Source organism: Streptococcus huangxiaojuni, assembly GCF_040930515.1.
Classification (GTDB): Bacteria; Bacillota; Bacilli; order Lactobacillales; family Streptococcaceae; genus Streptococcus; species Streptococcus huangxiaojuni.
The window spans coordinates 13,692-35,543 of sequence record NZ_JBFQEG010000011.1 but is presented as its reverse complement, the minus strand read 5'-3'; the positions used below and the strand labels follow the sequence as shown (position 1 = coordinate 35,543).

Annotated in this window: 23 protein-coding genes and 1 pseudogene; all 24 read left to right on the top strand. The window is 41.6% G+C overall.

Annotated elements, in window-relative coordinates; translation table 11 throughout:
* Positions 1 to 150 precede the first annotated feature (150 nt).
* The 24 genes and pseudogenes from AB3329_RS07265 (at position 151) to rplB (ending at position 21,852) form a co-directional block, all read left to right on the top strand.
* Positions 151 to 846, top strand: coding sequence for an aspartate/glutamate racemase family protein (locus AB3329_RS07265; protein ID WP_368395156.1), 696 nt, complete (start codon positions 151 to 153; stop codon positions 844 to 846).
* A 126-nt stretch (positions 847 to 972) separates the two neighbouring features.
* Positions 973 to 1,923: a ketopantoate reductase family protein gene (locus AB3329_RS07260; RefSeq protein WP_368395154.1), complete on the top strand. Its 951-nt coding sequence runs from the start codon at positions 973 to 975 to the stop codon at positions 1,921 to 1,923.
* A 25-nt stretch (positions 1,924 to 1,948) separates the two neighbouring features.
* Positions 1,949 to 2,171 (top strand): annotated as a pseudogene (locus AB3329_RS07255) (phosphoribosylaminoimidazole carboxylase).
* A 406-nt stretch (positions 2,172 to 2,577) separates the two neighbouring features.
* Positions 2,578 to 3,870 carry an adenylosuccinate lyase gene (gene purB / locus AB3329_RS07250; protein ID WP_368395152.1) on the top strand — a complete coding sequence of 431 codons (1,293 nt, stop codon included), beginning with the start codon at positions 2,578 to 2,580 and terminating at the stop codon, positions 3,868 to 3,870.
* Positions 3,871 to 4,044: 174 nt separating this feature from the next.
* Complete coding sequence (locus tag AB3329_RS07245; protein ID WP_368395150.1) at positions 4,045 to 5,553, top strand: FAD-dependent oxidoreductase; 1,509 nt, start codon at positions 4,045 to 4,047, stop codon at positions 5,551 to 5,553.
* 346 nt (positions 5,554 to 5,899) lie between these two features.
* Positions 5,900 to 6,814, top strand: a complete 915-nt coding sequence (locus AB3329_RS07240) for a helix-turn-helix domain-containing protein (RefSeq protein WP_368395149.1) — start codon at positions 5,900 to 5,902, stop codon at positions 6,812 to 6,814.
* 373 nt (positions 6,815 to 7,187) lie between these two features.
* Positions 7,188 to 8,189 carry a Holliday junction branch migration DNA helicase RuvB gene (gene ruvB, locus AB3329_RS07235; RefSeq protein WP_368395147.1) on the top strand — a complete coding sequence of 334 codons (1,002 nt, stop codon included), beginning with the start codon at positions 7,188 to 7,190 and terminating at the stop codon, positions 8,187 to 8,189.
* Between the two features lie 117 nt (positions 8,190 to 8,306).
* The gene (locus tag AB3329_RS07230; RefSeq protein WP_368395146.1) at positions 8,307 to 8,843 is read left to right on the top strand and encodes a hypothetical protein; all 537 of its coding nucleotides are present in this window, start codon (positions 8,307 to 8,309) and stop codon (positions 8,841 to 8,843) included.
* 308 nt (positions 8,844 to 9,151) lie between these two features.
* The gene (locus AB3329_RS07225) at positions 9,152 to 9,613 is read left to right on the top strand and encodes a TipAS antibiotic-recognition domain-containing protein (RefSeq protein WP_368395145.1); all 462 of its coding nucleotides are present in this window, start codon (positions 9,152 to 9,154) and stop codon (positions 9,611 to 9,613) included.
* A gap of 24 nt (positions 9,614 to 9,637) precedes the next feature.
* Positions 9,638 to 10,519 carry an ATP-binding protein gene (locus AB3329_RS07220; RefSeq protein ID WP_368395144.1) on the top strand — a complete coding sequence of 294 codons (882 nt, stop codon included), beginning with the start codon at positions 9,638 to 9,640 and terminating at the stop codon, positions 10,517 to 10,519.
* A 236-nt stretch (positions 10,520 to 10,755) separates the two neighbouring features.
* On the top strand, positions 10,756 to 11,196 hold the full coding sequence (locus tag AB3329_RS07215; protein WP_368395142.1) for a low molecular weight protein-tyrosine-phosphatase: 441 nt from the start codon (positions 10,756 to 10,758) through the stop codon (positions 11,194 to 11,196).
* A 19-nt stretch (positions 11,197 to 11,215) separates the two neighbouring features.
* Positions 11,216 to 11,599, top strand: a complete 384-nt coding sequence (locus AB3329_RS07210) for an MORN repeat-containing protein (RefSeq protein ID WP_368395140.1) — start codon at positions 11,216 to 11,218, stop codon at positions 11,597 to 11,599.
* Positions 11,596 to 13,386 carry an acyltransferase family protein gene (locus AB3329_RS07205; RefSeq protein ID WP_368395139.1) on the top strand — a complete coding sequence of 597 codons (1,791 nt, stop codon included), beginning with the start codon at positions 11,596 to 11,598 and terminating at the stop codon, positions 13,384 to 13,386. Before AB3329_RS07210 ends, AB3329_RS07205 begins: the two co-directional genes overlap by 4 nt.
* A 292-nt stretch (positions 13,387 to 13,678) precedes the next feature.
* The gene (locus AB3329_RS07200; protein ID WP_368395138.1) at positions 13,679 to 13,825 is read left to right on the top strand and encodes a hypothetical protein; all 147 of its coding nucleotides are present in this window, start codon (positions 13,679 to 13,681) and stop codon (positions 13,823 to 13,825) included.
* Between the two features lie 72 nt (positions 13,826 to 13,897).
* A complete protein-coding gene (gene thrC / locus AB3329_RS07195; RefSeq protein ID WP_368395137.1) occupies positions 13,898 to 15,385 on the top strand; it encodes a threonine synthase in 1,488 nt (495 codons plus the stop codon).
* A gap of 110 nt (positions 15,386 to 15,495) precedes the next feature.
* Positions 15,496 to 16,782: an MATE family efflux transporter gene (locus AB3329_RS07190; RefSeq protein WP_368395136.1), complete on the top strand. Its 1,287-nt coding sequence runs from the start codon at positions 15,496 to 15,498 to the stop codon at positions 16,780 to 16,782.
* Between the two features lie 4 nt (positions 16,783 to 16,786).
* Positions 16,787 to 17,152: a LysR family transcriptional regulator gene (locus AB3329_RS07185; protein ID WP_368395134.1), complete on the top strand. Its 366-nt coding sequence runs from the start codon at positions 16,787 to 16,789 to the stop codon at positions 17,150 to 17,152.
* Positions 17,143 to 17,679: a LysR family transcriptional regulator substrate-binding protein gene (locus AB3329_RS07180; protein ID WP_368395199.1), complete on the top strand. Its 537-nt coding sequence runs from the start codon at positions 17,143 to 17,145 to the stop codon at positions 17,677 to 17,679. Before AB3329_RS07185 ends, AB3329_RS07180 begins: the two co-directional genes overlap by 10 nt.
* 360 nt (positions 17,680 to 18,039) lie before the next feature.
* Positions 18,040 to 18,423 carry a hypothetical protein gene (locus AB3329_RS07175; protein ID WP_368395133.1) on the top strand — a complete coding sequence of 128 codons (384 nt, stop codon included), beginning with the start codon at positions 18,040 to 18,042 and terminating at the stop codon, positions 18,421 to 18,423.
* Positions 18,424 to 19,017: 594 nt separating this feature from the next.
* Complete coding sequence (gene rpsJ, locus AB3329_RS07170) at positions 19,018 to 19,326, top strand: 30S ribosomal protein S10 (RefSeq protein WP_368395132.1); 309 nt, start codon at positions 19,018 to 19,020, stop codon at positions 19,324 to 19,326.
* Positions 19,327 to 19,430: 104 nt separating this feature from the next.
* A complete protein-coding gene (rplC, locus tag AB3329_RS07165) occupies positions 19,431 to 20,057 on the top strand; it encodes a 50S ribosomal protein L3 (protein ID WP_067064795.1) in 627 nt (208 codons plus the stop codon).
* A 24-nt stretch (positions 20,058 to 20,081) separates the two neighbouring features.
* Positions 20,082 to 20,705, top strand: a complete 624-nt coding sequence (gene rplD / locus AB3329_RS07160; RefSeq protein ID WP_368395131.1) for a 50S ribosomal protein L4 — start codon at positions 20,082 to 20,084, stop codon at positions 20,703 to 20,705.
* Positions 20,705 to 21,001 carry a 50S ribosomal protein L23 gene (locus AB3329_RS07155; RefSeq protein WP_067064800.1) on the top strand — a complete coding sequence of 99 codons (297 nt, stop codon included), beginning with the start codon at positions 20,705 to 20,707 and terminating at the stop codon, positions 20,999 to 21,001. The genes rplD and AB3329_RS07155 overlap by 1 nt, the downstream gene beginning before the upstream one ends.
* Before the next feature lie 17 nt (positions 21,002 to 21,018).
* Positions 21,019 to 21,852: a 50S ribosomal protein L2 gene (gene rplB, locus AB3329_RS07150; RefSeq protein ID WP_368395130.1), complete on the top strand. Its 834-nt coding sequence runs from the start codon at positions 21,019 to 21,021 to the stop codon at positions 21,850 to 21,852.

Genomic DNA, 21,852 nt, shown 5'->3' with positions numbered 1-21,852 from the left:
GAAAATAGTCAAACAGGCGTAGTTAAGGAAGCCTTGCTTTAGCAAACGAGGCTGGATATGGATTTAAGTAAGTCTATTCATCAGTTGCTAGTAGGTAATAAGCGTTTAAGGAAGGCAATTAGTTATAAAATTGATTTTTAGGTGAACACTATGAAAACTATCGGTCTTATCGGTGGTATGAGCTGGGAAAGTACTGTTTCGTACTACCAACTTATCAACGAAACCATCAAGGAAGAACTCGGTGGCCTCCATTCAGCAAAAATTTTGCTTTATAGCGTGGATTTTGCCGAGATTGAGCATTATCAAGCTAGTGGTGACTGGGACAAGAGCGCTCAGGTCTTGTCTGAAATTGCTCAGAAGTTGGAGCAGGCTGGTGCGGACTTTATTGTCATCTGTACCAATACCATGCACAAGGTGATTCCGCAGATTGAGGAAAAAATTTCTATTCCGATTTTGCATATTGCGCAGGCGACTGCTGAGACTTTACTTGAAAAAGGCATTCAAAAAGTCGGCCTTTTGGGTACCAAATACACCATGACTCAAGATTTTTACAAGGAAAAACTGCTCGAAGCTGGGCTGAAGGTAGTCATTCCAGACCAGTCTGGCGTTGAGGAAGTTAATCGGATTATCTATAACGAACTTTGCCTAGGCCATATCTTAGAAGGATCAAAGCAAATCTACCTTGCAGTTATAGATGATTTGAAAAACGCTGGTGCTGAGGCTGTCATTCTAGGCTGCACAGAAATTGGCCTTCTTGTCAAACAGGAAGATACCGACATGCCCCTTTTTGATACAACAGCTATCCATGCTCAGAAGGCAGCAGAGTTGGCATTTGATGACGTATAAACCAAGTAATGTTTAAGGGAAAAGCGAGTGAGACTGAGGTGTTTGAAACAAAAGGACGGTATTCAAAACAATTTTTGGTGACTGATTCTTGATAAATTTTTTGAGGGAGAAGAAGTAACTTTTGATATGAAAATTTGCATTTTAGGCTTAGGTGTAATAGGGACAACTTACGGCTATGTTTTCCAGCAGGCTGGACACCATGTGGAGCACCTTGTGAGAACCGGCAAGACTGTTCCTAAACAGTTAACTGTCAGTTTATTAGACGGCCGTTATTCCAAAAAAGGGGAAGAAAAAACTGCCGCTTATGATATTTGCCTAGCTGAACCTGATACTGTTTATGATTTTATTTTTCTAAGTGTCAGGCATGGTAATATTAGTGAGGCTCTTGAGACACTTAGGCAAAATAAGATAAGAGGAAGTTTGGTTTTCTTTTGCAATTTTTGGAAAACAAGTGATGAGATTGCTGAACTTGCCGGAGATTATGCCTATGTTATTGGCTTCCCTACTGCCGGCGGTCATCTTGAAGGGAACCATCTTAATGCAGTCCTGTTTGATCATATTATGCTCGAGCACAAGACAAAGACAGCTATTACTAACTATCAAGATTTAGATCTTCTGATGCAGTCAGCTGATATTAAGCTGGAGATTCCTTATGACATGGTAGAATGGATCTGGGTTCACATGGCCATCAATGCAGGGGTCACTTCAACAGCTGCTGGTTTAGGCAATATGGCTGATCCACAGCAGCTGGCGGCTGATTTAATGAATGATTCACAGCAACTGGCACGCGCGGTTAAGGTGATTCGCGAAACAAGCCGAGTTGTATCGGCCTATGGCGTTGATCTGAGACGGTATAAAGGAGAGCTGCTCCCTTATAAGATGCCTGCATGGCTGGCTGGTAAAATCATGAAATCAATGTTTGCTGCCAATCCGTTAACCAGACGGATTATGACCCTGCATAATGATAAAGACGATATCTTTTACGGCTGTCAAAAAGTTTACAATGCTGGAAAACAAGCTGGAGTTTCGATGCCTCTGTTTACTGAAAATATTAAAAAGATAGACCAGTATTTTTAAATTTAGACGAAAGGGAATTATGATTATGATTCGAATTATCCTCCATGCTTTTGTTGAAAATAGTCGGACCGGTGTGTTTGAAATTGTTTTTGCTTCAACTGATGAATGCTGTTAAGCAAAAAATAACAGAATTAAAAGCGCAGTTTCCAAACGATTATCTTCCTGTTTATGACCTTCCACTGGATACGGATTTGAATAAACTTCCTCATTATCCGTCAGTGGCTATTGGGAGAGAGGAGTTGGAATGATTAGCTAGTAATCGGTTTAATAAAAGAAACAATATAGGAGCAAAGCTACCCTCGATAAGGATACAGGCTGCTCTTATCCCCAAATTGAGAAAGGAAAACGGGTATCATATTTGCTGAACTGAACCTGAGCGGAAAGCTCGGAATTTAGATACAACCGCTAGGGTACAAGCACCCGATTCTATAAAAATTTGCAAATTAAATCAAAAAGGAAAGGACTGGGCTCCCTGTATTCACCAAACTGAATACGGACTCATCTGTTCCACAAATTTAGAAAGGAAATGAGGGTTCCGAGTACTTGAACTCGGGCTAAAAGCGTCGAAAAAAAGATAGACTTCCTTGTGTGCAAGCACACGGTGTCAGTCTCCTATTTTTCTCTCGCTTTCTTAAGGCCCTCTGTATCATAAACATGCTAGAACGTTATTCCCGCCCTGAGATGGCGAACATTTGGTCAGAAGAAAATAAGTACCGCGCTTGGCTGGAGGTTGAAATCCTTGCTGATGAGGCCTGGGCTGAGCTAGGTGAGATTCCCAAGAAAGATGTGGCTGAAATCCGCGAGAAAGCGGACTTTGATATTGCCCGCATTCTAGAAATCGAACAAGAAACTCGTCACGATGTGGTCGCCTTTACCCGTGCTGTTTCTGAAACGCTTGGCGAAGAGCGCAAATGGGTTCACTATGGCCTGACCTCAACCGATGTGGTTGATACAGCCTATGGTTACCTCTACAAACAGGCAAATGCCATTATCCGCCGCGACTTAGGGAACTTTATTAAGATTGTGGCCGATAAGGCGCGTGAACACAAGTATACCATCATGATGGGGCGCACGCATGGTGTCCATGCGGAGCCAACAACCTTTGGGCTTAAGCTAGCGACTTGGTACAGTGAAATGAAGCGCAATATAGAGCGTTTTGAGCATGCTGCCGCTGGTGTAGAAGCTGGTAAAATTTCGGGTGCTGTCGGTAACTTTGCCAATATTCCTCCTTTTGTTGAAGCTTATGTCTGTGAAAAACTTGGCATCCGTCCACAGGAAATTTCGACACAGGTGCTGCCGCGTGACCTGCATGCCGAGTATTTTGCTGTGCTGGCAAGCATTGCGACATCGATTGAACGCATGGCGACAGAAATTCGCGGCCTGCAGAAATCTGAGCAGCGCGAAGTGGAAGAATTCTTTGCAAAAGGCCAGAAAGGAAGTTCGGCTATGCCTCACAAGCGCAATCCTATCGGTTCTGAAAATATGACCGGTCTTGCACGCGTGATCCGCGGGCATATGGTGACCGCTTATGAAAATGTTGCACTGTGGCATGAGCGTGACATCTCCCATTCGTCGGCTGAACGCATTATTGCAGCGGATACCACTATTTTGATTGATTACATGCTCAATCGTTTTGGCAATATCGTCAAAAATTTAACGGTCTTCCCGGAAAATATGATTCGCAACATGAACTCAACTTTTGGTTTGATTTACAGCCAGCGTGTTATGCTCAAACTCATTGAAAAAGGGATGACGCGTGAGGAGGCTTACGATTTGGTTCAGCCTAAAACCGCCTATTCTTGGGATAATCAGGTGGACTTTAAACCATTGCTTGAAGCAGATGAACAGATTACTTCCCGGCTGACACAAGAAGAAATTGATGAGCTCTTTAACCCAGCTTATTACGCCAAACGTGTCGATGATATTTTTGCACGTCTTGGCTTATAGAAAAAATATTCACTTTTGTATACACTAAAATTATTCTGAAACGTTTACCGAACATATCCGTCAGTCAAGATTCATAATTCAATTGATAAATGAGCTTTTTCATACATTTTCAAAAATAAAATGGCAATTTTTACAAACTTTTAAGGATGTCATAAAAAAGAAAGTTGGTTGCATATGGAGTATCAAACAGAAGTCGTTGTTGTTGGTGCGGGAGCAGCTGGTTTTGGAGCAGCTCTTAGCCTTGTTGATGCAGGTAAAAACGTTATTATGCTTGAAAAGGGGAATCGGTATGGTGGTGCCGGTATGTTTGGAGCAGAAGGCTTATTTGCTGTTGGCAGCAAGCTTCAACAGGTTTCAGAAGATGATAAAACGCGTGATTATACACTTCAGGATGCCATAGATGAAATGTTAGAATACACTCATCATCGGTCAAATGCTCGTATGACACGCGCGATTTTAGGGAAATCTGCTGAAACAATCACATGGCTGCAGGAACACGGCATGGAAACTGAATTGGTCAATAATACTCAAGAAGTCCATCAAGACCATGCAATGGTTTATCACCAATACATTGATAAATTTGCTGCTTTTGACAGAATGAAGGACTATTTTGAGGCAAAAGGCGGCATTCTTTTAACCGAGACTGCTGGCCAAGATTTGATCTATCAGGAGAGTCAAATCAAAGGAATAAAAGCGCTTAAGGTCAATAACGAAACAATTGAAATCAGCTGTCAGGCCGTTGTTTTAGCAGACGGTGGTTTTGTCGGGAATGAAGAAATGGTTTCTGAGGCTTTGACCATCGCCCCAGAATTCCTCTATAGCATGGGAGAGCGCAAAGCGACAGGGGACAGCTTTACAATGTTAGAAAAGTTGGGAGTTGAAACGCGTAAACACCGCTACTTTGAAAACCATGCTGCTACAGTTGTGTCAAAAACGAATCCTAAATGGCGAAATATGGCTGTATTTACTTTGACGAATTTACCTTTTCTATGGGTTGATGCGCAGGGCAAACGTTTTGCTAATGAGGAAATCGTCTATGATTTTGCTCTATGGGGGAATGCTGTTTATACAGTTGGCGGCCGTTATTACTTCCTTATGGATCAAGCACAGGTTGACTTTCTGAAGACAAATGTTTTAGATTGGACCCATTCCTTTGAAAGGACTTTTGTGACATTGGCGCATCAGCCTATGACCCATCAGGTTGGACCATTTCCAACCTTAGACAGTGATTTGGAAGAAGCTGCTGAAAATGGTGCTGCCTTTAAGGCTTCAAGTTTACAAGAATTAGCAGAACAAATTGGCTGTTCATTCCAATCTTTGAAAGAAACAGTTGAGACCTACAATGCAGCTATCCAACAGAAGTCGGATGCTGAATTCGGGAAATCCAAAAAGTTTCTTAAATTTCCTATCACAGAAGGCCCCTTCTATGCGGTTCGCCCCATCTCTACTTCACTAGGGACTATCGGCGGGATTCCTGCCAATGAAGATTTTCAGGTGTTATTCCCTAATCAAAAACCGCTTATGGGAGCTTTTGTCGCGGGTAATAATGCGACTGGCATGTATGACAACTCCTATCCGACCCTAGAAGGAATTAGCTGTGCTTTTGCATGGAATTCCGGCCGGATTGCGGGTGAATCAGTTGTCAAATTGTTAGACCAAGGAGTATCAGCATATTATTGTTAAATTAGAATGCAATCTTATAATCTTTAGTGATAAAAATTAGTGTGAATAGAGAACCTTTTACGATATGAGCAGCCCCAAAAGTTAGATATAAAATCTAACGATTGGGGTGTTTTTTATGAAATTGAGTTACGAAGACAAAATTCACATTTATAAACAACCAACAAGAGGGCCCGTCTGTGTGCTTAAAACTGAGCGAGCGGAGCTCAGCGTAAATTCCTAATTCGCAGAGGGTATTGTCTGGGAAAGCAAGATTTTCTTTTTTAATCAAAATGGTTTGCTAAATAAACCAGTCGTGCTAAAATAGGCTAATAAAAAAAGAAAAAACAGGGAGTTTTTAGGAGGAGCAGTGAAAAAGTTTGGCAGAACAATTAAATACCTAAGGCTTATCAAAAAATTGACACGGGAAGAACTCTGCGGCGATGAAACAGAACTGTCAGTCAGGCAGCTGGCGCGGATTGAATCGGGTGAATCAGCCCCAACTCTCAATAAAATAAGGTACATTGCCAAGCGTTTGGGAGTGACTGTCGGTGAACTGACAGACGGGGAAGGTTTGGATCTGCCTGCTCGGTATGAGGAATTGAAATATCTTATCATGAGAACGCCCATATATGCTGACACCAATCGTGTGGAATTGGTTGAGACCTATTTTGATGAAGTATATGAGCAGTATTATGATAATCTGCCTGAGGAAGAGCAGCTGGCAATCGATATTCTTCAGTCTTCTTTAGATGTTCAGATTACAGATAATATCGAATTTGGCAGTGTTTTACTGCAGGATTATTTTGAACAAGTCAAAGCAAGGAAGATTTACAGCATCAATGATTTGCTGATTATCGGCCTCTATTTTTACCAAATTTCCTCTGAGCACATTTATACTGATGATATTTCTTCGGAGACTTTGGATATGCTGGCCGGCCGCTTAATTCTTCAGACGCATTACATTGTACCGAGCTATCTCTTTTTACTGAGGGATGTCTTGCTGCAGTGCGGCGGTATGCTTTTATTAACACATTCCTACCGGCATTTGCCGGCCATTGTTCAGGAACTGAACACCATCATCAATAAAACCCAGGATTATCAAAAGAAGCCGCTGGTTGATATGCTCGAGTGGAAATATTACCTGTATGTTAAACAAAATTTCAGCCGGGCTCAACAGAAATACCAGCAGGCAGTGCAGTTTTCCACTATGATTGATGATGCTGTGCTAAAAGAAAATTTAGAAAAAGAATGGCATAAGGACACCTTACAGTTAAGAACATGACAAAAATGTCATGTTCTTCTTGCTTTAAAATAGGTATAATGGGCTAAGTCTATCGGAAAGGAGGAATACAAATGTTACAAGCCTTTTTAGGGTCTATTTGGTGGTTTCGCTAAGCCGAAAAAGTCCCCCAAAAATAAGAAATCACATGATGTCATTTCTTACTTGTCTCAAAAACACCCCTTAACTTGGGGTGTTTTTGTTATCAGGTTTTCAGGCATCAAAGAAAGCAGACGATTTACAAAAGCTGGCTGATGAGACTAAGTGCAGAGACAGGCGGTTTGTGCAGCAGTGAGGCGACAGAGGAACTGCAGTATCTGAACCGTTTATCGATAAGACAATAGTTTTTCTGTCTTTTTTCTGTTATACTGGTCTCATGGCAAGAATTTTAGATAATCATTTAATGGAAGATGAAGAAGCGCTTGAGCCGACACTTCGCCCGCGCTACTTAAAGGAATATATTGGCCAAGACAAGGCAAAAGAACAGTTGAAAATTTTTATTGAGGCAGCTAAAATGCGGGATGAGGCGCTGGATCATGTCCTGCTGTTTGGCCCTCCCGGTCTGGGGAAGACGACTATGGCTTTTGTTATTGCTAATGAACTTGGGGTAAATCTCAAGCAGACAGCAGGTCCTGCGATTGAAAAAGCCGGCGATCTGGTCGCTCTCCTCAATGATTTAGAACCAGGAGATGTTCTATTTATTGATGAGATTCACCGGCTGCCTATGGCTGTTGAGGAAGTTCTCTATAGTGCTATGGAGGATTTTTATATTGATATCATGATTGGGGCCGGTGATACCAGCCACAGTGTTCACCTTGATCTGCCGCCATTTACGCTTATCGGAGCTACCACACGTGCTGGTATGCTGTCCAATCCCTTGCGTGCCCGCTTTGGTATTACAGGCCACATGGAATATTACAGTGTCGAAGCACTGACCGATATTGTGGAGAGGACAGCTGCTATTTTTACAATGGCTATTGAACATGATGCCGCTGTAGAATTAGCCAGACGCAGCCGCGGGACACCGCGGATCGCCAATCGTTTGCTGAAACGGGTCAGAGACTATGCTCAAATTATGGGAGACGGTCAGATTAATAAGGAAGTGACAGATAAAGCTCTAACCATGCTTGATGTCGATCATGAAGGTCTGGATTATGTGGATCAGAAAATCTTAAAAACCATGATTGAGCTCTATCAAGGAGGACCTGTCGGTCTGGGGACTTTGTCGGTTAATATTGCTGAAGAACGAGATACAGTCGAGGACATGTATGAGCCTTATTTGATTCAAAAGGGCTTTATGATGCGGACAAAAACCGGCCGGGTAGCCACTGCCAAAGCTTATGAGCATCTTGGCTACACATATCCTACAGAGAATTAATCTTTTTATAATAATATGAAACCAAGATGCCAGTTAGATGACATCTTGGTTTCATTATTTGGTAAAAGATTTTTCCTATCGTTTTTGTTACAATAAGTAGGATAGGAGGACTTATTTATGAGAAAAACCATTAGCTTTACTTTACTGACTGCCAGCATTTTGGCACTTACAGCCTGCAGCAACAACAATCAGACTGACAGTTCGAGCTCTGCTTCTTCCAGTTCCAGCATAACTAAGAGTACAGGCTCTGATAAAACCGCATCAAGCAGTAAGTCTGTTTCTGACAGCGGCAAAGGAATCACCTACAGTGATGGCAGCACAATCTTAGTCGGCAGTGATGGTAATTTTAGCGTTACTCTGAATGATGGAACGGATATCACATCAAATACAGATGGGACTTATACTATCCTTGATGCAAACGGAACAACAGTATCTAAAGCAGCTGATGGCAGTTATGCTATTGTCTTATCCGATGGTTCAAATATCGCTGCAAAGGCTGATGAAACTTATGTTGTTACAACTGCAAGCGGTGAAATTAAGGCAGGTTCCAGCTTAAGTGAGCTCAATGATTACTTAACGGAGAACGATTATCCTACCATAGCAGACTACGATGAGCGAGTTGAGGATATCCGCGACTATATTGACAGTCATTAAAAATCATTGAAATCTAGACAAACAGAGATTATGATGAGTAAGTCTGAAATTCTGTATTTTAAAAACAGTGATTGTGAATTGAGATTCCATTGTTGATTTTATATTTCCCAAAAGAAGTTACTGTTAAGTGTCCTGTTTCTAGATTTCATACAGCGCATGTGCTGTAGGGTGGAAATCTTTAGAGATAGTAAATACTAGCTTCATACCTGATGAAGTGAAGACAGATATTATGATATAGTATCTGTTTTTTTGAACGGAAAACATAAAATGTGTAATTGTCTATTTTGACACAAAAGACTGGAGGGAATATGAAGAAAAAAGACAAAAAGGCCAAGAAAAGTTTAAAAATTAAAGAAAAAAGAATGCTCAGAGAACTATCCAATGATTGGGATTCTAGCTTAGTTAAGGAATCTACTGAAAATTGGCATTCGTATAGTGATTCAAAACAAAATGAAATACTTGAAGAATGCGAAAATATTTTTTTAGAAATAGCGTCTTTACAAGAAAAAGGGATAGAAAGTCCAGAAATAAAGGAACTTTTAGTAAGGTGGCATAAATTTATCCAGCATTTTTATGAACCTTCACTGGAAGTTTTAAGAGGATTGGGTTATATCTACGCAGATGATCAAAGATTTAAGAGTAAATTTGAGACAATAGATCCTAATCTGCCAGATTTTTTAAAATCAGCAATAGATTACTATGTAGACGAATTAGAAGATATTTGGTTACAAGAACAGTATGAGACTCTTGAACACAAAAACGAGTTGTAATTTATCTAAAACAGGAGTAGAAAAGTGAGCAAAACAGTAAAAAAACAAAGATATGTGTCTCCTGATAGGGTTGATATAAACAGAAGCAACACGGATTCTCTTTTTGAATTAATTGAACCAAAGCGAAAATTAGATAATTTGATTTTATCGGATTCTACTAGAGAACAGATTAATAGCTTAATAACCAAAGTAAAGCATTATGATATACTGTACAATACGTTTGGATTAAAAGAGATAGATCCGTCAGGTGGGCGAACTGCTATTAATTTATATGGACCTCCAGGTACAGGAAAAAGTATTACTGCTGAAGCGATTGCAAATGAATTAGGAAAAACAGTTATAAGGGCTAATTATGCCGAAATAGAGTCAAAGTTTGTTGGCGAAACTCCAAAAAATATCAAAATTTTATTTTCAGAAGCAGCTAAAACAGATTCAATCTTGATATTTGATGAGGCTGATTCATTGTTAAGCAAACGTTTATCATCGGTAAATCAAAGCACGGATCATGCAGTAAATGTGACGAAATCAGTATTATTGCTGGAATTAGATGTTTTTTCTGGAATTGTAATATTCACTACTAATTTTGGGCAGAACTATGATCCGGCCTTTGTTAGAAGAATCATTGGGCACATAAAATTAGAATTACCAAATAAAGAACTACGATATAGATTATTTGAACAGTTAATTCCGGATGCATTGCCAATACTTATTACAGAACAGGATAAAGAAACTATAATTGAACAAACTGAAGGGTTCTCTGGAGGCGATTTACTTAATGTCGTGCTCTATGCCAGTTCCAATGCGGTTAGTAGAGATGGTAAAGATTGCAATGTCTTAGTTTCTGATTTTATATCCGCTGTAAATATTTTAAAACAAGCAAAGAAAGAGGTAGGAACTAAATTATGAAAGCTGAATTGACTGGTCCATGTGCCTGACATCCTTGAAGGGGTTGTTGGCTGCTTCCAACTAAGGCCATTCAAAAGTATCAGTGATTTATGTACAGCCAGCTGAGTTTTTTGCTGCCGATAGGCGCAGAAAGCTTGGCTGGTTTTTTGAGGTAAAGCCCTATTTTAAGTGGAAAATCCGTTAAAAATAGGGTAAGATTAAAGGAGAACAATAATGTCATAAAGGGAACCGCAATTATGCCAAAAATTTGTTTTGTCTGTCTAGGGAATATTTGCCGCAGTCCTATGGCTGAGTTTGTTATGAAAAACCTCAGCAAAGGGCAGCCAATACATATAGAAAGCCGGGCAACCTCAAGCTGGGAACACGGAAATCCCATTCATCCCGGAACACAGAAAGTTCTGACGCAGCACCATATAATGTTTGATAAAACGAAGGTTTCTCAGCGTATCAGTATGCAGGACTTTGCTGCTTTTGATTATATTATCGGAATGGACAAGGATAATGTCCGCGATCTAAAGCGTCTGTCTAAAGGGGAATTCACAGACAAAATTTATTTGTTTACTGAAAATGGTGTTCCTGACCCTTGGTATACAGGAGATTTCGCTGCCACTTATGATTTAGTTATGCGCGGCTGCCGGCACTGGCTGTCATTTATTTCCGAAAAAGGCAGCCGATAGGGAAAGAAGAGGGCTTATAATGATTAAAAAATTAGGGCTGACACGAAAGAAAATAGAGATTTTATGCCTGCTTCTTATCTTAGTGTGCGGCTTATCAGTATTTCCTCTGTCTTTTAAAAGGAAAGCTGTTTTAACTTACGATGATAACAAAATAAACTACACGGGCTATGTTGTCAATAATCGGATGAATGGTCAGGGAAAGCTGACCTATGAGAACGGTGATGTTTATGAAGGCCACTTTACCAACGGCGTTTTTAACGGGCAGGGGACCTTTACGTCAAGCAATGGCTGGTCTTACAGCGGCAGTTTTAAAAACGGCCAGGCAGACGGTAAAGGAATCTTAAAGGCTAAAAATGGCGAAGTTTATACAGGAACCTTTATACAGGGGATTTATCAAAAATGAGAATAAAATGGTTTTCTTTAATACGTATTTCCGGCTTGCTGCTGGTTTTATTGTATCATTTCTTTAAAAATACTTTTTCCGGCGGTTTTATCGGCGTTGATATCTTCTTTACTTTCTCAGGCTATCTGATTACTGCTTTACTGATAGATGAGTATGCTAAAAATAAGCATATTGACTTAATCGGTTTTTTTAGAAGGCGCTTTTACCGTATTGTCCCTCCTTTGGTACTGATGATACTATGCACGATACCGTTTGTTTATTTGGTGCGTTCGGATTTTATTGCAGGTATCGGCCGGCAGATTGCAGGAGCCGTTGGTTTTACGACCAATTTTTATGAAATTATCACAGGCGGGAATTATGAAACACAATTTATTCCCCATCTTTTTGTGCATACTTGGAGTTTAGCCATTGAGGTTCATTTTTATATTATTTGGGGGATTCTGGTTTGGTGGCTGGCCAGACAAGGCTATGATAAAAATAAACTGAGAAGCTTTATCTTTGTTCTGTCAGCTGCTCTCTTTGCGCTTAGTTTTGGCAGTATGTTTGTTCGGGCTTTTTTTGTAGACAATGTTTCCAGTGTTTATTTTTCAACGCTTTCCCACACTTTCCCTTTTTTCTTAGGGGCGATGGCTGCTACGGTATCAGGAGTGTCGGAAACGACTGCGCGGTTTAAGCGCAATTCCCGCCTGTGGTCAGCCCGACGCGCTCTCTCTGTAATGGCCGGCAGCTTCTCTCTTCTTCTGCTGCTGAGTCTGCTGCTTGATTTTAACAGTCTTATAACCTATCTTTTTGGTTTTTTTCTGGCCAGCTTTTTTACTGTGCTGATGATTTATTCGGCGCGGGTGCTTCATGATAAAACACCTGATCTCAAAGAACCGCTGATTATTACTTTTTTGGCGGATATCAGTTATGGCATGTACCTTTTTCACTGGCCTTTTTACATTATTTTCAGTCAGCTTCTGACTAATAGTTTAGCTGTTCTTTTGACAGTTTTTTTCTCTCTTGTTTTTTCAGTTTTATCTTACTATATCATCGAGCCTTTTATTGCAGGGAAATCCGTCAGGCTTCTGGGCATTGACTTTGATCTGACACCTTATAAAAAATGGCTGTATGGTTCTGCCGGATTTTTAACTTTGGTGACCCTTGTAACGGTAATCACAGCCCCTAATGTTGGAGCTTTTGAAAGAGAATTAACGGTTAACTCCTTAAAACAGGCTCAAACAAATCTTGAGCGGACCCATACACTGGCAGCAGGAGATGCAACGGCTCTCAGTGATGTGATGGTTATAGGCGATTCGGTTGCTCTGCGTTCAAGTGATGCTTTTACTTCGCTTTTGCCGGAAGCTCAGCTGGATGCTTCGGTCAGCCGTGATTTTGATGATGCCTTTACGATTTTTCAAAACCATCTGACAAGCAATACTCTATCCAGAATTGTTGTACTGGCAGTTGGTGTTAATTCGCTGGATCATTACCAAGAAGATATTCAGCAATTTATTGATGCCCTTCCTGACGGTTACCGTCTGGTTTTGGTTACTCCATATAATTCCAAAGATATCACACAAGTCTCAGAGGTGCGTGATTATGAACTGCAGCTAAGTAAAACCTACGATTTTTTGACGGTAGCTGACTGGTATCAGACTGCTGTAGACAATCCGGCTATCTGGAACGGAACGGATGGCGTTCATTATAGTGATGCCAATGATCAGGGAGCTAACCTCTATGTGGAAACCATTCAGAAAGCTATCCAAAAAGCTGCCAAACAGCCGGCAAAAGGAGAATCGGAGTGAAAACAGTGTAAGGATGAAGGACAGACCCATGATGGTGAAATAATCATGGGTATCCGTCTGCTTTTTAAATGCAGTATGTGATTTCTGCGGATTTAAACCTTAGACAAAATGAAATCGTTTGCCCTTAAAAAATTTCTGATTAGCTGTTTACAAACAAAAAAGATAGAGCTATAATAATGGTGACAAAGGATGTCAGAAAAATAAGGGGGATAAAAATGACTGAATTGTTCTATGACGTTTTAGCAACAGTTTGGATTTCCATTGCTGGAGTAGACTCACGTTGGGAATATTAATGATATTTATTGTTAGTGCGATGATGAAAGCAGCACCTTTAGATTTTTTGCCGCAGGGTGAAGGTAAAAAATCTAAAGGTGCTTTTGTTGTCCGGCCTGCCCCTTTGTATTTTGGCAGCCATTGGCCAACTACTACTATTTCCTAGCCGGTCTTACTCAAATATTCAGAAAATTATGGTATAATGCTTACAAAAGACTATTGTAAAAGAGGATGACACATGACCTTAATCTATCAATCAACACGCGATGAAAAAAACAGAGTAACGGCCAGTAAGGCTATCCTGCAGGGTTTAGCTGCTGATGGAGGCCTTTTCACTCCTTTGTCAGTCCCAAAGCTCAATCTCAACTTTGACCAACTGCAGCATGCATCTTATCAAGAAGTGGCTAAATTGATTTTGTCTGCTTTTCTGGATGACTTTACAGAAGAAGAACTTGATTACTGTATCACATCTGCCTATGATGCGAAATTTGATACACCCGCCATTGCTCCGCTTGTTAAGCTAAAGGGACAGTATCATTTGGAGCTGTTCCATGGCTCCACTATTGCGTTTAAAGATATGGCGCTTTCTATTTTGCCGTATTTGCTGACAACAGCTGCTAAAAAACAAGGAGTGGACAATAAAATTGTTATCCTGACAGCGACATCAGGGGATACGGGAAAGGCGGCCATGGCTGGTTTTGCTGATGTTCCGGGGACAGAAATCATTGTCTTTTACCCTAAAGGCGGGGTGAGCAAAATCCAAGAGCTGCAGATGACGACTCAAAAAGGATCCAACACTCATGTTATCGCTATAGAAGGGAATTTCGATGACGCGCAGACTAGGGTCAAAGAGATGTTCAATAACCCGAATTTACGGCAGGAGCTTCTGGAGCACCATATGCAGTTCTCCTCGGCGAATTCAATGAATATCGGCCGCTTGGTGCCGCAGATTGTCTATTATGTTTATGCTTATGCCCAGCTTGTCAAGACAGGAGAGATTAAAGCCGGAGAGGCCATTAATGTCGCTGTCCCAACAGGTAATTTTGGCAATATTTTAGCGGCTTATTATGCCTATCAAATCGGACTGCCTATCGGCAAACTGATCTGCGCTTCAAATGAAAACAAGGTCTTAACCGACTTTTTTGAGAGCGGAACCTATGATAAAAAACGTGATTTTCGGGTGACAACCAGCCCTTCTATGGATATCCTCGTGTCCTCCAATTTGGAACGCTTGCTGTTCCATCTGCTCGGCAATGATGCCGCAGCAACAAAAGGTTTGATGGATAACTTAGCTAAACAGGGGGAGTACAGTTTGGCTAAGGTCAATCAAAGTATTCTTGATTTATTTGCGGCGGGCTTTGCGACAGAAGACGAGACTGCTGCTGAAATTAAGCGTCTCTATGATCTTGCAGGCTATATTGAGGATCCTCATACAGCGGTGGCCTCTGCCGTTTACCAGACTTATGCGGAGCGTTCAGGGGACCAAAGACCTGCAGTTATCGTCTCAACAGCCAGTCCCTATAAGTTTCCGCGTGTCGCAGTGGAAGCAGTGACAGGTAAAGATGCGGCTGATGATTTCGCTGCAGTAGGTGAGCTGCACACCTTATCAGGTGTGGACATTCCTCAGGCAGTTGCCGGTTTGGAAAAGGCAGATGTCCGCCATAAAACGGTTGTCGCTGTTAAAGCTATGCAGGAAGCCGTCGAGAATTGTCTGGGGCTTTCTTAAAAAAGCTGTTCTAGTTTTGCCTACTTAGGCTGTTTGCCTCCATTTCATAGAGAATGCCAACTATTTAAAATAAAGCTGCTGTCCGTGGTTTAACTGTCTCGTGTCGTACTATGAATTCAAAAAAGAAAATTATTAGACTGGCTTTGCCGGCTATGGGAGAAAATTTTCTGCAGATGCTTATGGGGATTGCAGATAATTATCTGGTAGCTCAGGTGGGTTTGGCTGCTGTTTCCGGCGTATCAGTTGCTAATAATATCATTACTGTTTATCAAGCGCTTTTTATTGCCCTTGGCAGCGCGGTCTCCAGTCTGATAGCTAAGAGCTACGGTGAAAGAGATGAAGCAAAAACTAGGCACTATCAAGCTGAGTCTGTTTTTATAACACTTGTCTTAGGTCTTGTTTTAGGTCTGTTCTCCCTGCTGTTTGGCAGAACGGTTTTACAGGTATTAGGAACTGCCCCTCCTGTGACACAGGAGGGCGGTCTTTACTTGATAATTGTGGGGGGCTTGGTGATAAGTCTCGCTTTAATGATAACTTTTGGGGCCCTTTTACGGGCGCAGGGGAAGTTTGTGCTGCCCATGACGGTCAGTTTAGTGATTAATTTTCTGAACGCTTTTTTGTCCGCCTGTGCAGTCTTTGTTTTTAAATGGGGAGTGGCAGGAGTTGCCGGAGCGACAGTTTTTTCCCGCCTGTTGGGCGTTATTATCTTAGGTAGCCAGCTCCCTCTTAAAGAGATTTTTAGGCAGTTACGGCCAAGAGCAGATAAAGACTTACTTGGCCTGGCCCTGCCTGCCGCAGCTGAACGTTTAATGATGCGCGCTGGTGACATTGTTGTGATAGCCCTAGTCGTTCAGTTTGGTACAGCAGTTGTTGCCGGTAATGCTATCGGGGAGACCTTGACTCAGTTTAATTATATGCCCGGTATGGGTGTGGCAACAGCAGCTGTAATATTGGTTGCCCATAGTCTTGGTGAGGGGAATGAAAAAGAAATTCGGGCTTTAGTCAGAGATTCTTATCTGATTTCTCTGGTTTTGATGCTGCTAATTGGGACCTTAACCTTCTTCTGCGGCCGATATTTAACCTATCTCTTTACAGCAGATACAGGAGCAGTTCAGGCCAGCTTAGTTGTTTTATTTTTCTCTTTTATCGGCAGTCCTGCTACTGCCGGGACCTTGATTTTTACAGCTGTCTGGCAGGGGCTTGGTCAGGCAAAACTTCCCTTGTATGCGACAACTGTCGGAATGTGGCTGATTCGGGTAGTGCTCGGCTGCGTTTTGGGCCTTTGGCTTGGATTAGGTCTTTCCGGTGTCTGGCTGGCTACGCTTATGGATAATTTGTTTAGGTGGCTGTTCCTCTATTATAAATACAAATGGTATATGCGAAAGAGAAGTAGGTAATATTATGGACCTCAATCATATTAAGGCATTTATTGTACTGGCTAAAACAGAGAATTATTCAGAAGCCGCTGAACAAACATTTATTTCCCAGTCCAGTCTGTCTAAGCATATTCAGTCGCTGGAGCGGGAGCTTGGTGTTTTGCTGTTTGACCGAACCAGACGTTCTGTCAGACTTAGTGAAGCCGGTAAAATTTTCCTTAATTATGCGTCACAGATGATAGAATTGCAGCATCAGTGCAATACCGAGCTTATCAATTTTCAAGATGCCAAGGAAAGAAATCTGACTATCGGTTCTATTCCCTTGATGGCACCTTATGGCATTACTGATATTCTTTTAGAATTTAAAAAAGGAATGTTAAGATTAATATAAAAATTATTGAAGGGGAAGCCCATCAGCTGAAAGAAAAAATTAGAAGCGGAGACTGTGATTTAGCCTTTATACGTCGCTTTTTGCCACATAAAGACAATCAGGAAGAAGCTGATTGCTTTTCAACTATTAAATTTACGACAGATTATATGGTGGTGGTTTTACCTCATGATCATCCGTTAGCTGGTGAGGATGCTGTCAATTTATCTGAGCTCAGAGGTGAAGAATTTTTGTTTTTGCCGCCTGATTCGGTTTTATATTCGTTATGTTTTAAAGCTTGCCAACAGGCTGGTTTTACGCCAGCAGTCACTTATACCGGCAAGCGGGCTGAAAATATTGTGGACCTTGTGAGCAAAGGAATGGGGATATCGCTTCTAATGGCAAAACCGGTTGCTTATATCAATACCCAAAACTTTGTCAGTCTGGTTCCTATTCTGCCGCATTTGGAGACGGAACTCGTTATTTATTATAAAAAAGGATCCGCTCTTTCTAAAGCTGCCCGTCACTTTCTTGATTTTATCCAGCAATAAATTTTATCTGCACTGTTTTTCAGCATTATAAAGAGGATTAGGGGTGTTTTACACAAGTCCCTTATACCTCTTTTTTATTGTAGTGCGTTTGATAGGTTTTAGTTTGAAGGTGATTAGATTTTGGAATCTGTTAAAATTGCTTATTGCTTTGGTTAAGACTCGTTTTGCCGTCTCTGTCCGATTTGTATGTGCATTAAAAAGATGTTTTATTCGGTTTTAGAATAAAAAAACTTTAAAACAAGAATTGCAGGTGCTTCATTTTTAGGCTAGGATAAACAGTAAGGAGGCTTGACAATGAAAATCAGCAGGGCACGAGAAGATGTCTTTTCTTTAGCAATGGCTTTTGCGAGGAGCTTTTGCATGGAATATTATAATCTAGCTCTTAAAAGCGGCGGTGCTAATTATAGCTTGTTCTTGGATGTTTTGACGGAGGTCTGGTGGATTGGTCTTTTAGTCTTTATCATGCAGAAATTTTTGGGCAATCCGCTGGCTGAAGGTTTAGTTGCAAGGCTGGCTAAGCCACAGGAAATTCCCCGATTCATGCAGCCAACAGTCAAGCGGATTTGTATCGTTTGTGTTATGTGTCCTATTATAGCAGTTGTTTCTTCGATTTTATTTAAACTGCCTTGGGGGAACTTCCTGCCGACTGTTCTAACGACTCTGGTACTTAATTTTCCACTAGCTTTCTCTATTCAAATCTTTTTTCTAGGCCCTGTTCTTAAAAAAATGATTTTGGAAAAATAGAGAAAGGGACTATTATCTCTAGAATTGTCAAACTAAGCGCATAAAATTTCCATAGAATACTTCATATAAATATGTGCCTTCCAGTTTATCCTTAAATCTACCTTCAAAAGTTCATCGGCATCATTCAAGCCATCCTTTTCGGGAAATACCTATGTAATAAGTTAATGGTGTATTATCATTTGGTAAACTTTTAAATAATAGGTGCGAACATAATCAGACAGGCATGATTGTTGATACAATCATACCTGTTTTGTATCCCGGGCTCTTAGCTATTTTTAAAAAGTATTCATTATAAAATAAAAAGCCTGAGGTAAAACATGGCGGCCAAAACCCATTTTTGCCTTGGAATAGCTAACGGTTATTCATAGAGTCTTCAAAGCATCATGAAAACCTTTTCTTGCTCTTAAATCAAAAAAATCTGCAAAAACCCCTTGCAAAGCCTTGTCAAATCTGATATTATAGGTGGGTGCTGTAAAAAGCAGCTTTAGCTATGATGCAAGAGGTTGCGACACGCTCGGTTGCATTGCCACGCAACTGCCTGTCGGTTTTCTTGAAGAGCTAGCCTATTATCGTAAATAGACGAGAGGAGAAAAGATGGCAAATAGAAAAATCCGTATCCGCCTGAAGGCGTACGAACACCGCACATTGGACGCAGCAGCTGAAAAGATTGTTGAAACGACAACGCGCACTGGTGCAGCAGTAGCCGGACCGGTTCCGCTGCCAACCGAACGCAGTCTTTATACTGTTATCCGCGCAACTCACAAGTATAAAGATTCTCGTGAACAGTTTGAAATGCGGACGCATAAACGTTTGATTGATATCATCAACCCAACTCAGAAAACAGTGGATGCTTTGATGAAACTGGATCTGCCAAGCGGAGTTAATGTTGAGATCAAGCTTTAAGGAGCGATTTCACAGAGTTTGAAAGCACTCTAGGATAAAACTTTCTGAGCGGGAAGGCTCACAAAAAATCAAACAATAAATTATAAGTAAAGGAAATAGTTCTCATGACAAAAGGAATCTTAGGGAAAAAAGTGGGAATGACTCAAATCTTCACAGAAAACGGTGAATTTATTCCTGTAACGGTCATTGAAGCGACACCGAATGTCGTTCTTCAGGTTAAAACTGTTGAAACAGACGGCTATGAAGCTGTTCAAGTCGGTTTTGATGACAAACGTCAAGTGCTGAGTAACAAACCCGCCCAAGGCCATGCAGCAAAAGCTGACACAGCTCCTAAGCGCTTCATTCGTGAATTCAAAAACATTGAAGGCTTGGAAGTTGGTCAGGAAATTACAGTTGATACTTTCGAAGCTGGTGATGTTGTTGATGTCACTGGAACAACAAAAGGAAAAGGTTTTCAAGGGGCGATTAAACGCCATGGACAATCACGCGGTCCTATGTCACACGGTTCGCGCTATCACCGCCGTCCGGGCTCTATGGGGCCGGTTGATCCTAACCGTGTCTTCAAGGGCAAGAAATTGGCAGGACAAATGGGCGGTAACCGTGTAACTGTGCAAAACCTCGAAGTGGTGCAAGTGATTCCGGAAAAAAATGCTATCCTTATTAAAGGGAATGTACCGGGGGCTAAAAAATCTCTTGTTATCATCAAATCAGCAGTTAAAGCTGCTAAATAATAAGGAAAGGGGAAATCAGTAAAAATGGCCAACGTAAAACTATTTGACCAGACTGGTAAAGAAGTCAGCGAAATCACTTTAAACGATGCTGTTTTTGGTATTGAACCGAATGAAGCGGTTGTTTTTGATGTGTTAATCAGTCAGCGTGCCAGCCTACGCCAAGGAACGCATGCAGTGAAAAACCGTTCTGCAGTGCGCGGCGGCGGACGTAAACCGTGGCGCCAAAAGGGTACCGGACGTGCTCGTCAAGGTTCCATTCGTGCTCCGCAATGGCGAGGCGGCGGTGTTGTCTTTGGACCGACTCCGCGTTCGTATGCTTATAAACTTCCGCAAAAAGTTCGCCGGCTTGCTTTGAAGTCCGTTTATTCGGCGAAAGTTGCTGAAGATAAAATGATTGCTGTAGATGCTCTTTCATTCGCAGCTCCTAAAACTGCTGAGTTTGCAAAAACTCTCGCTGCGCTTAATGTTGATTCAAAAATTCTTGTTATTCTTGAAGAAGGCAATCGCTTTGCTGAACTGTCAGCCCGCAACCTTCCGGGTGTAGCGGTAGCTACAGCAGAGACCGCAAGTGTTCTTGATATTGTTAACAGTGACAAGATTTTGGTTACTAAAGAAGCAATCTCTAAAATTGAGGAGGTTCTTGCATAATGAATTTATACGATGTCATTAAAAAGCCCGTTATTACCGAAAAAGCAACCTATGATTTGGAATCAGGGAAGTATACTTTTGAGGTTGATACACGCGCGCACAAACTCTTGATTAAACAAGCTATTGAAGCTGCTTTTGAAGGTGTTAAGGTTGCCAGTGTTAACACGATTAATGTTAAACCCAAAGCAAAACGTGTCGGCCGCTATACCGGCTTTACAAACAAGACTAAGAAAGCTATTGTCACACTGACAGCTGACTCTAAATCAATCGATTTATTTGAAACAGAAGCTGAATAATCTAAGGAGGAAATAAGGTGGGTATTAAAGTTTATAAACCAACGACAAATGGCCGTCGTAATATGACTTCTTTGGATTTTGCAGAAATCACTACAACAACTCCGGAGAAATCGTTGCTTGTTCCTTTGAAGAGCAAGGCCGGCCGCAACAACCAAGGTCGCATCACTGTCCGTCATCAGGGCGGGGGACATAAGCGCCACTACCGTTTGATTGACTTCAAACGTAATAAAGACGGCGTTGAAGCAGTGGTTAAGACAATTGAATATGATCCGAACCGTACAGCTAATATCGCTTTGGTGCACTATACAGATGGGGTAAAGGCCTATATTCTTGCGCCGAAAGGCCTTGAAGTCGGACACCGCATTGTATCTGGTCCTGATGCTGATATTAAGGCTGGGAATGCTCTGCCGCTGGCAAATATTCCAGTCGGTACTGTAGTTCACAACATTGAGCTTAAACCAGGCAGGGGAGCTGAGCTTATCCGTGCTGCCGGTGCGTCAGCTCAAGTGCTGGGGCAGGAAGGCAAGTATGTGCTTGTACGCCTGCAGTCAGGTGAAGTTCGGATGATTCTAGGCACTTGCCGGGCAACAATCGGTACTGTCGGCAACGAACAGCAAAGCCTGATTAATGTCGGCAAGGCCGGCCGCAGCCGCTGGAAAGGGATTCGTCCTACAGTGCGCGGTTCCGTAATGAACCCCAATGATCACCCACACGGTGGTGGTGAAGGTAAAGCGCCAGTTGGACGCAAAGCACCATCTACTCCATGGGGCAAACCAGCACTGGGCTTGAAAACACGGAGCAAAAAAGCTAAATCTAATAAACTTATTGTTCGTCGCCGTAATGAAAAATAG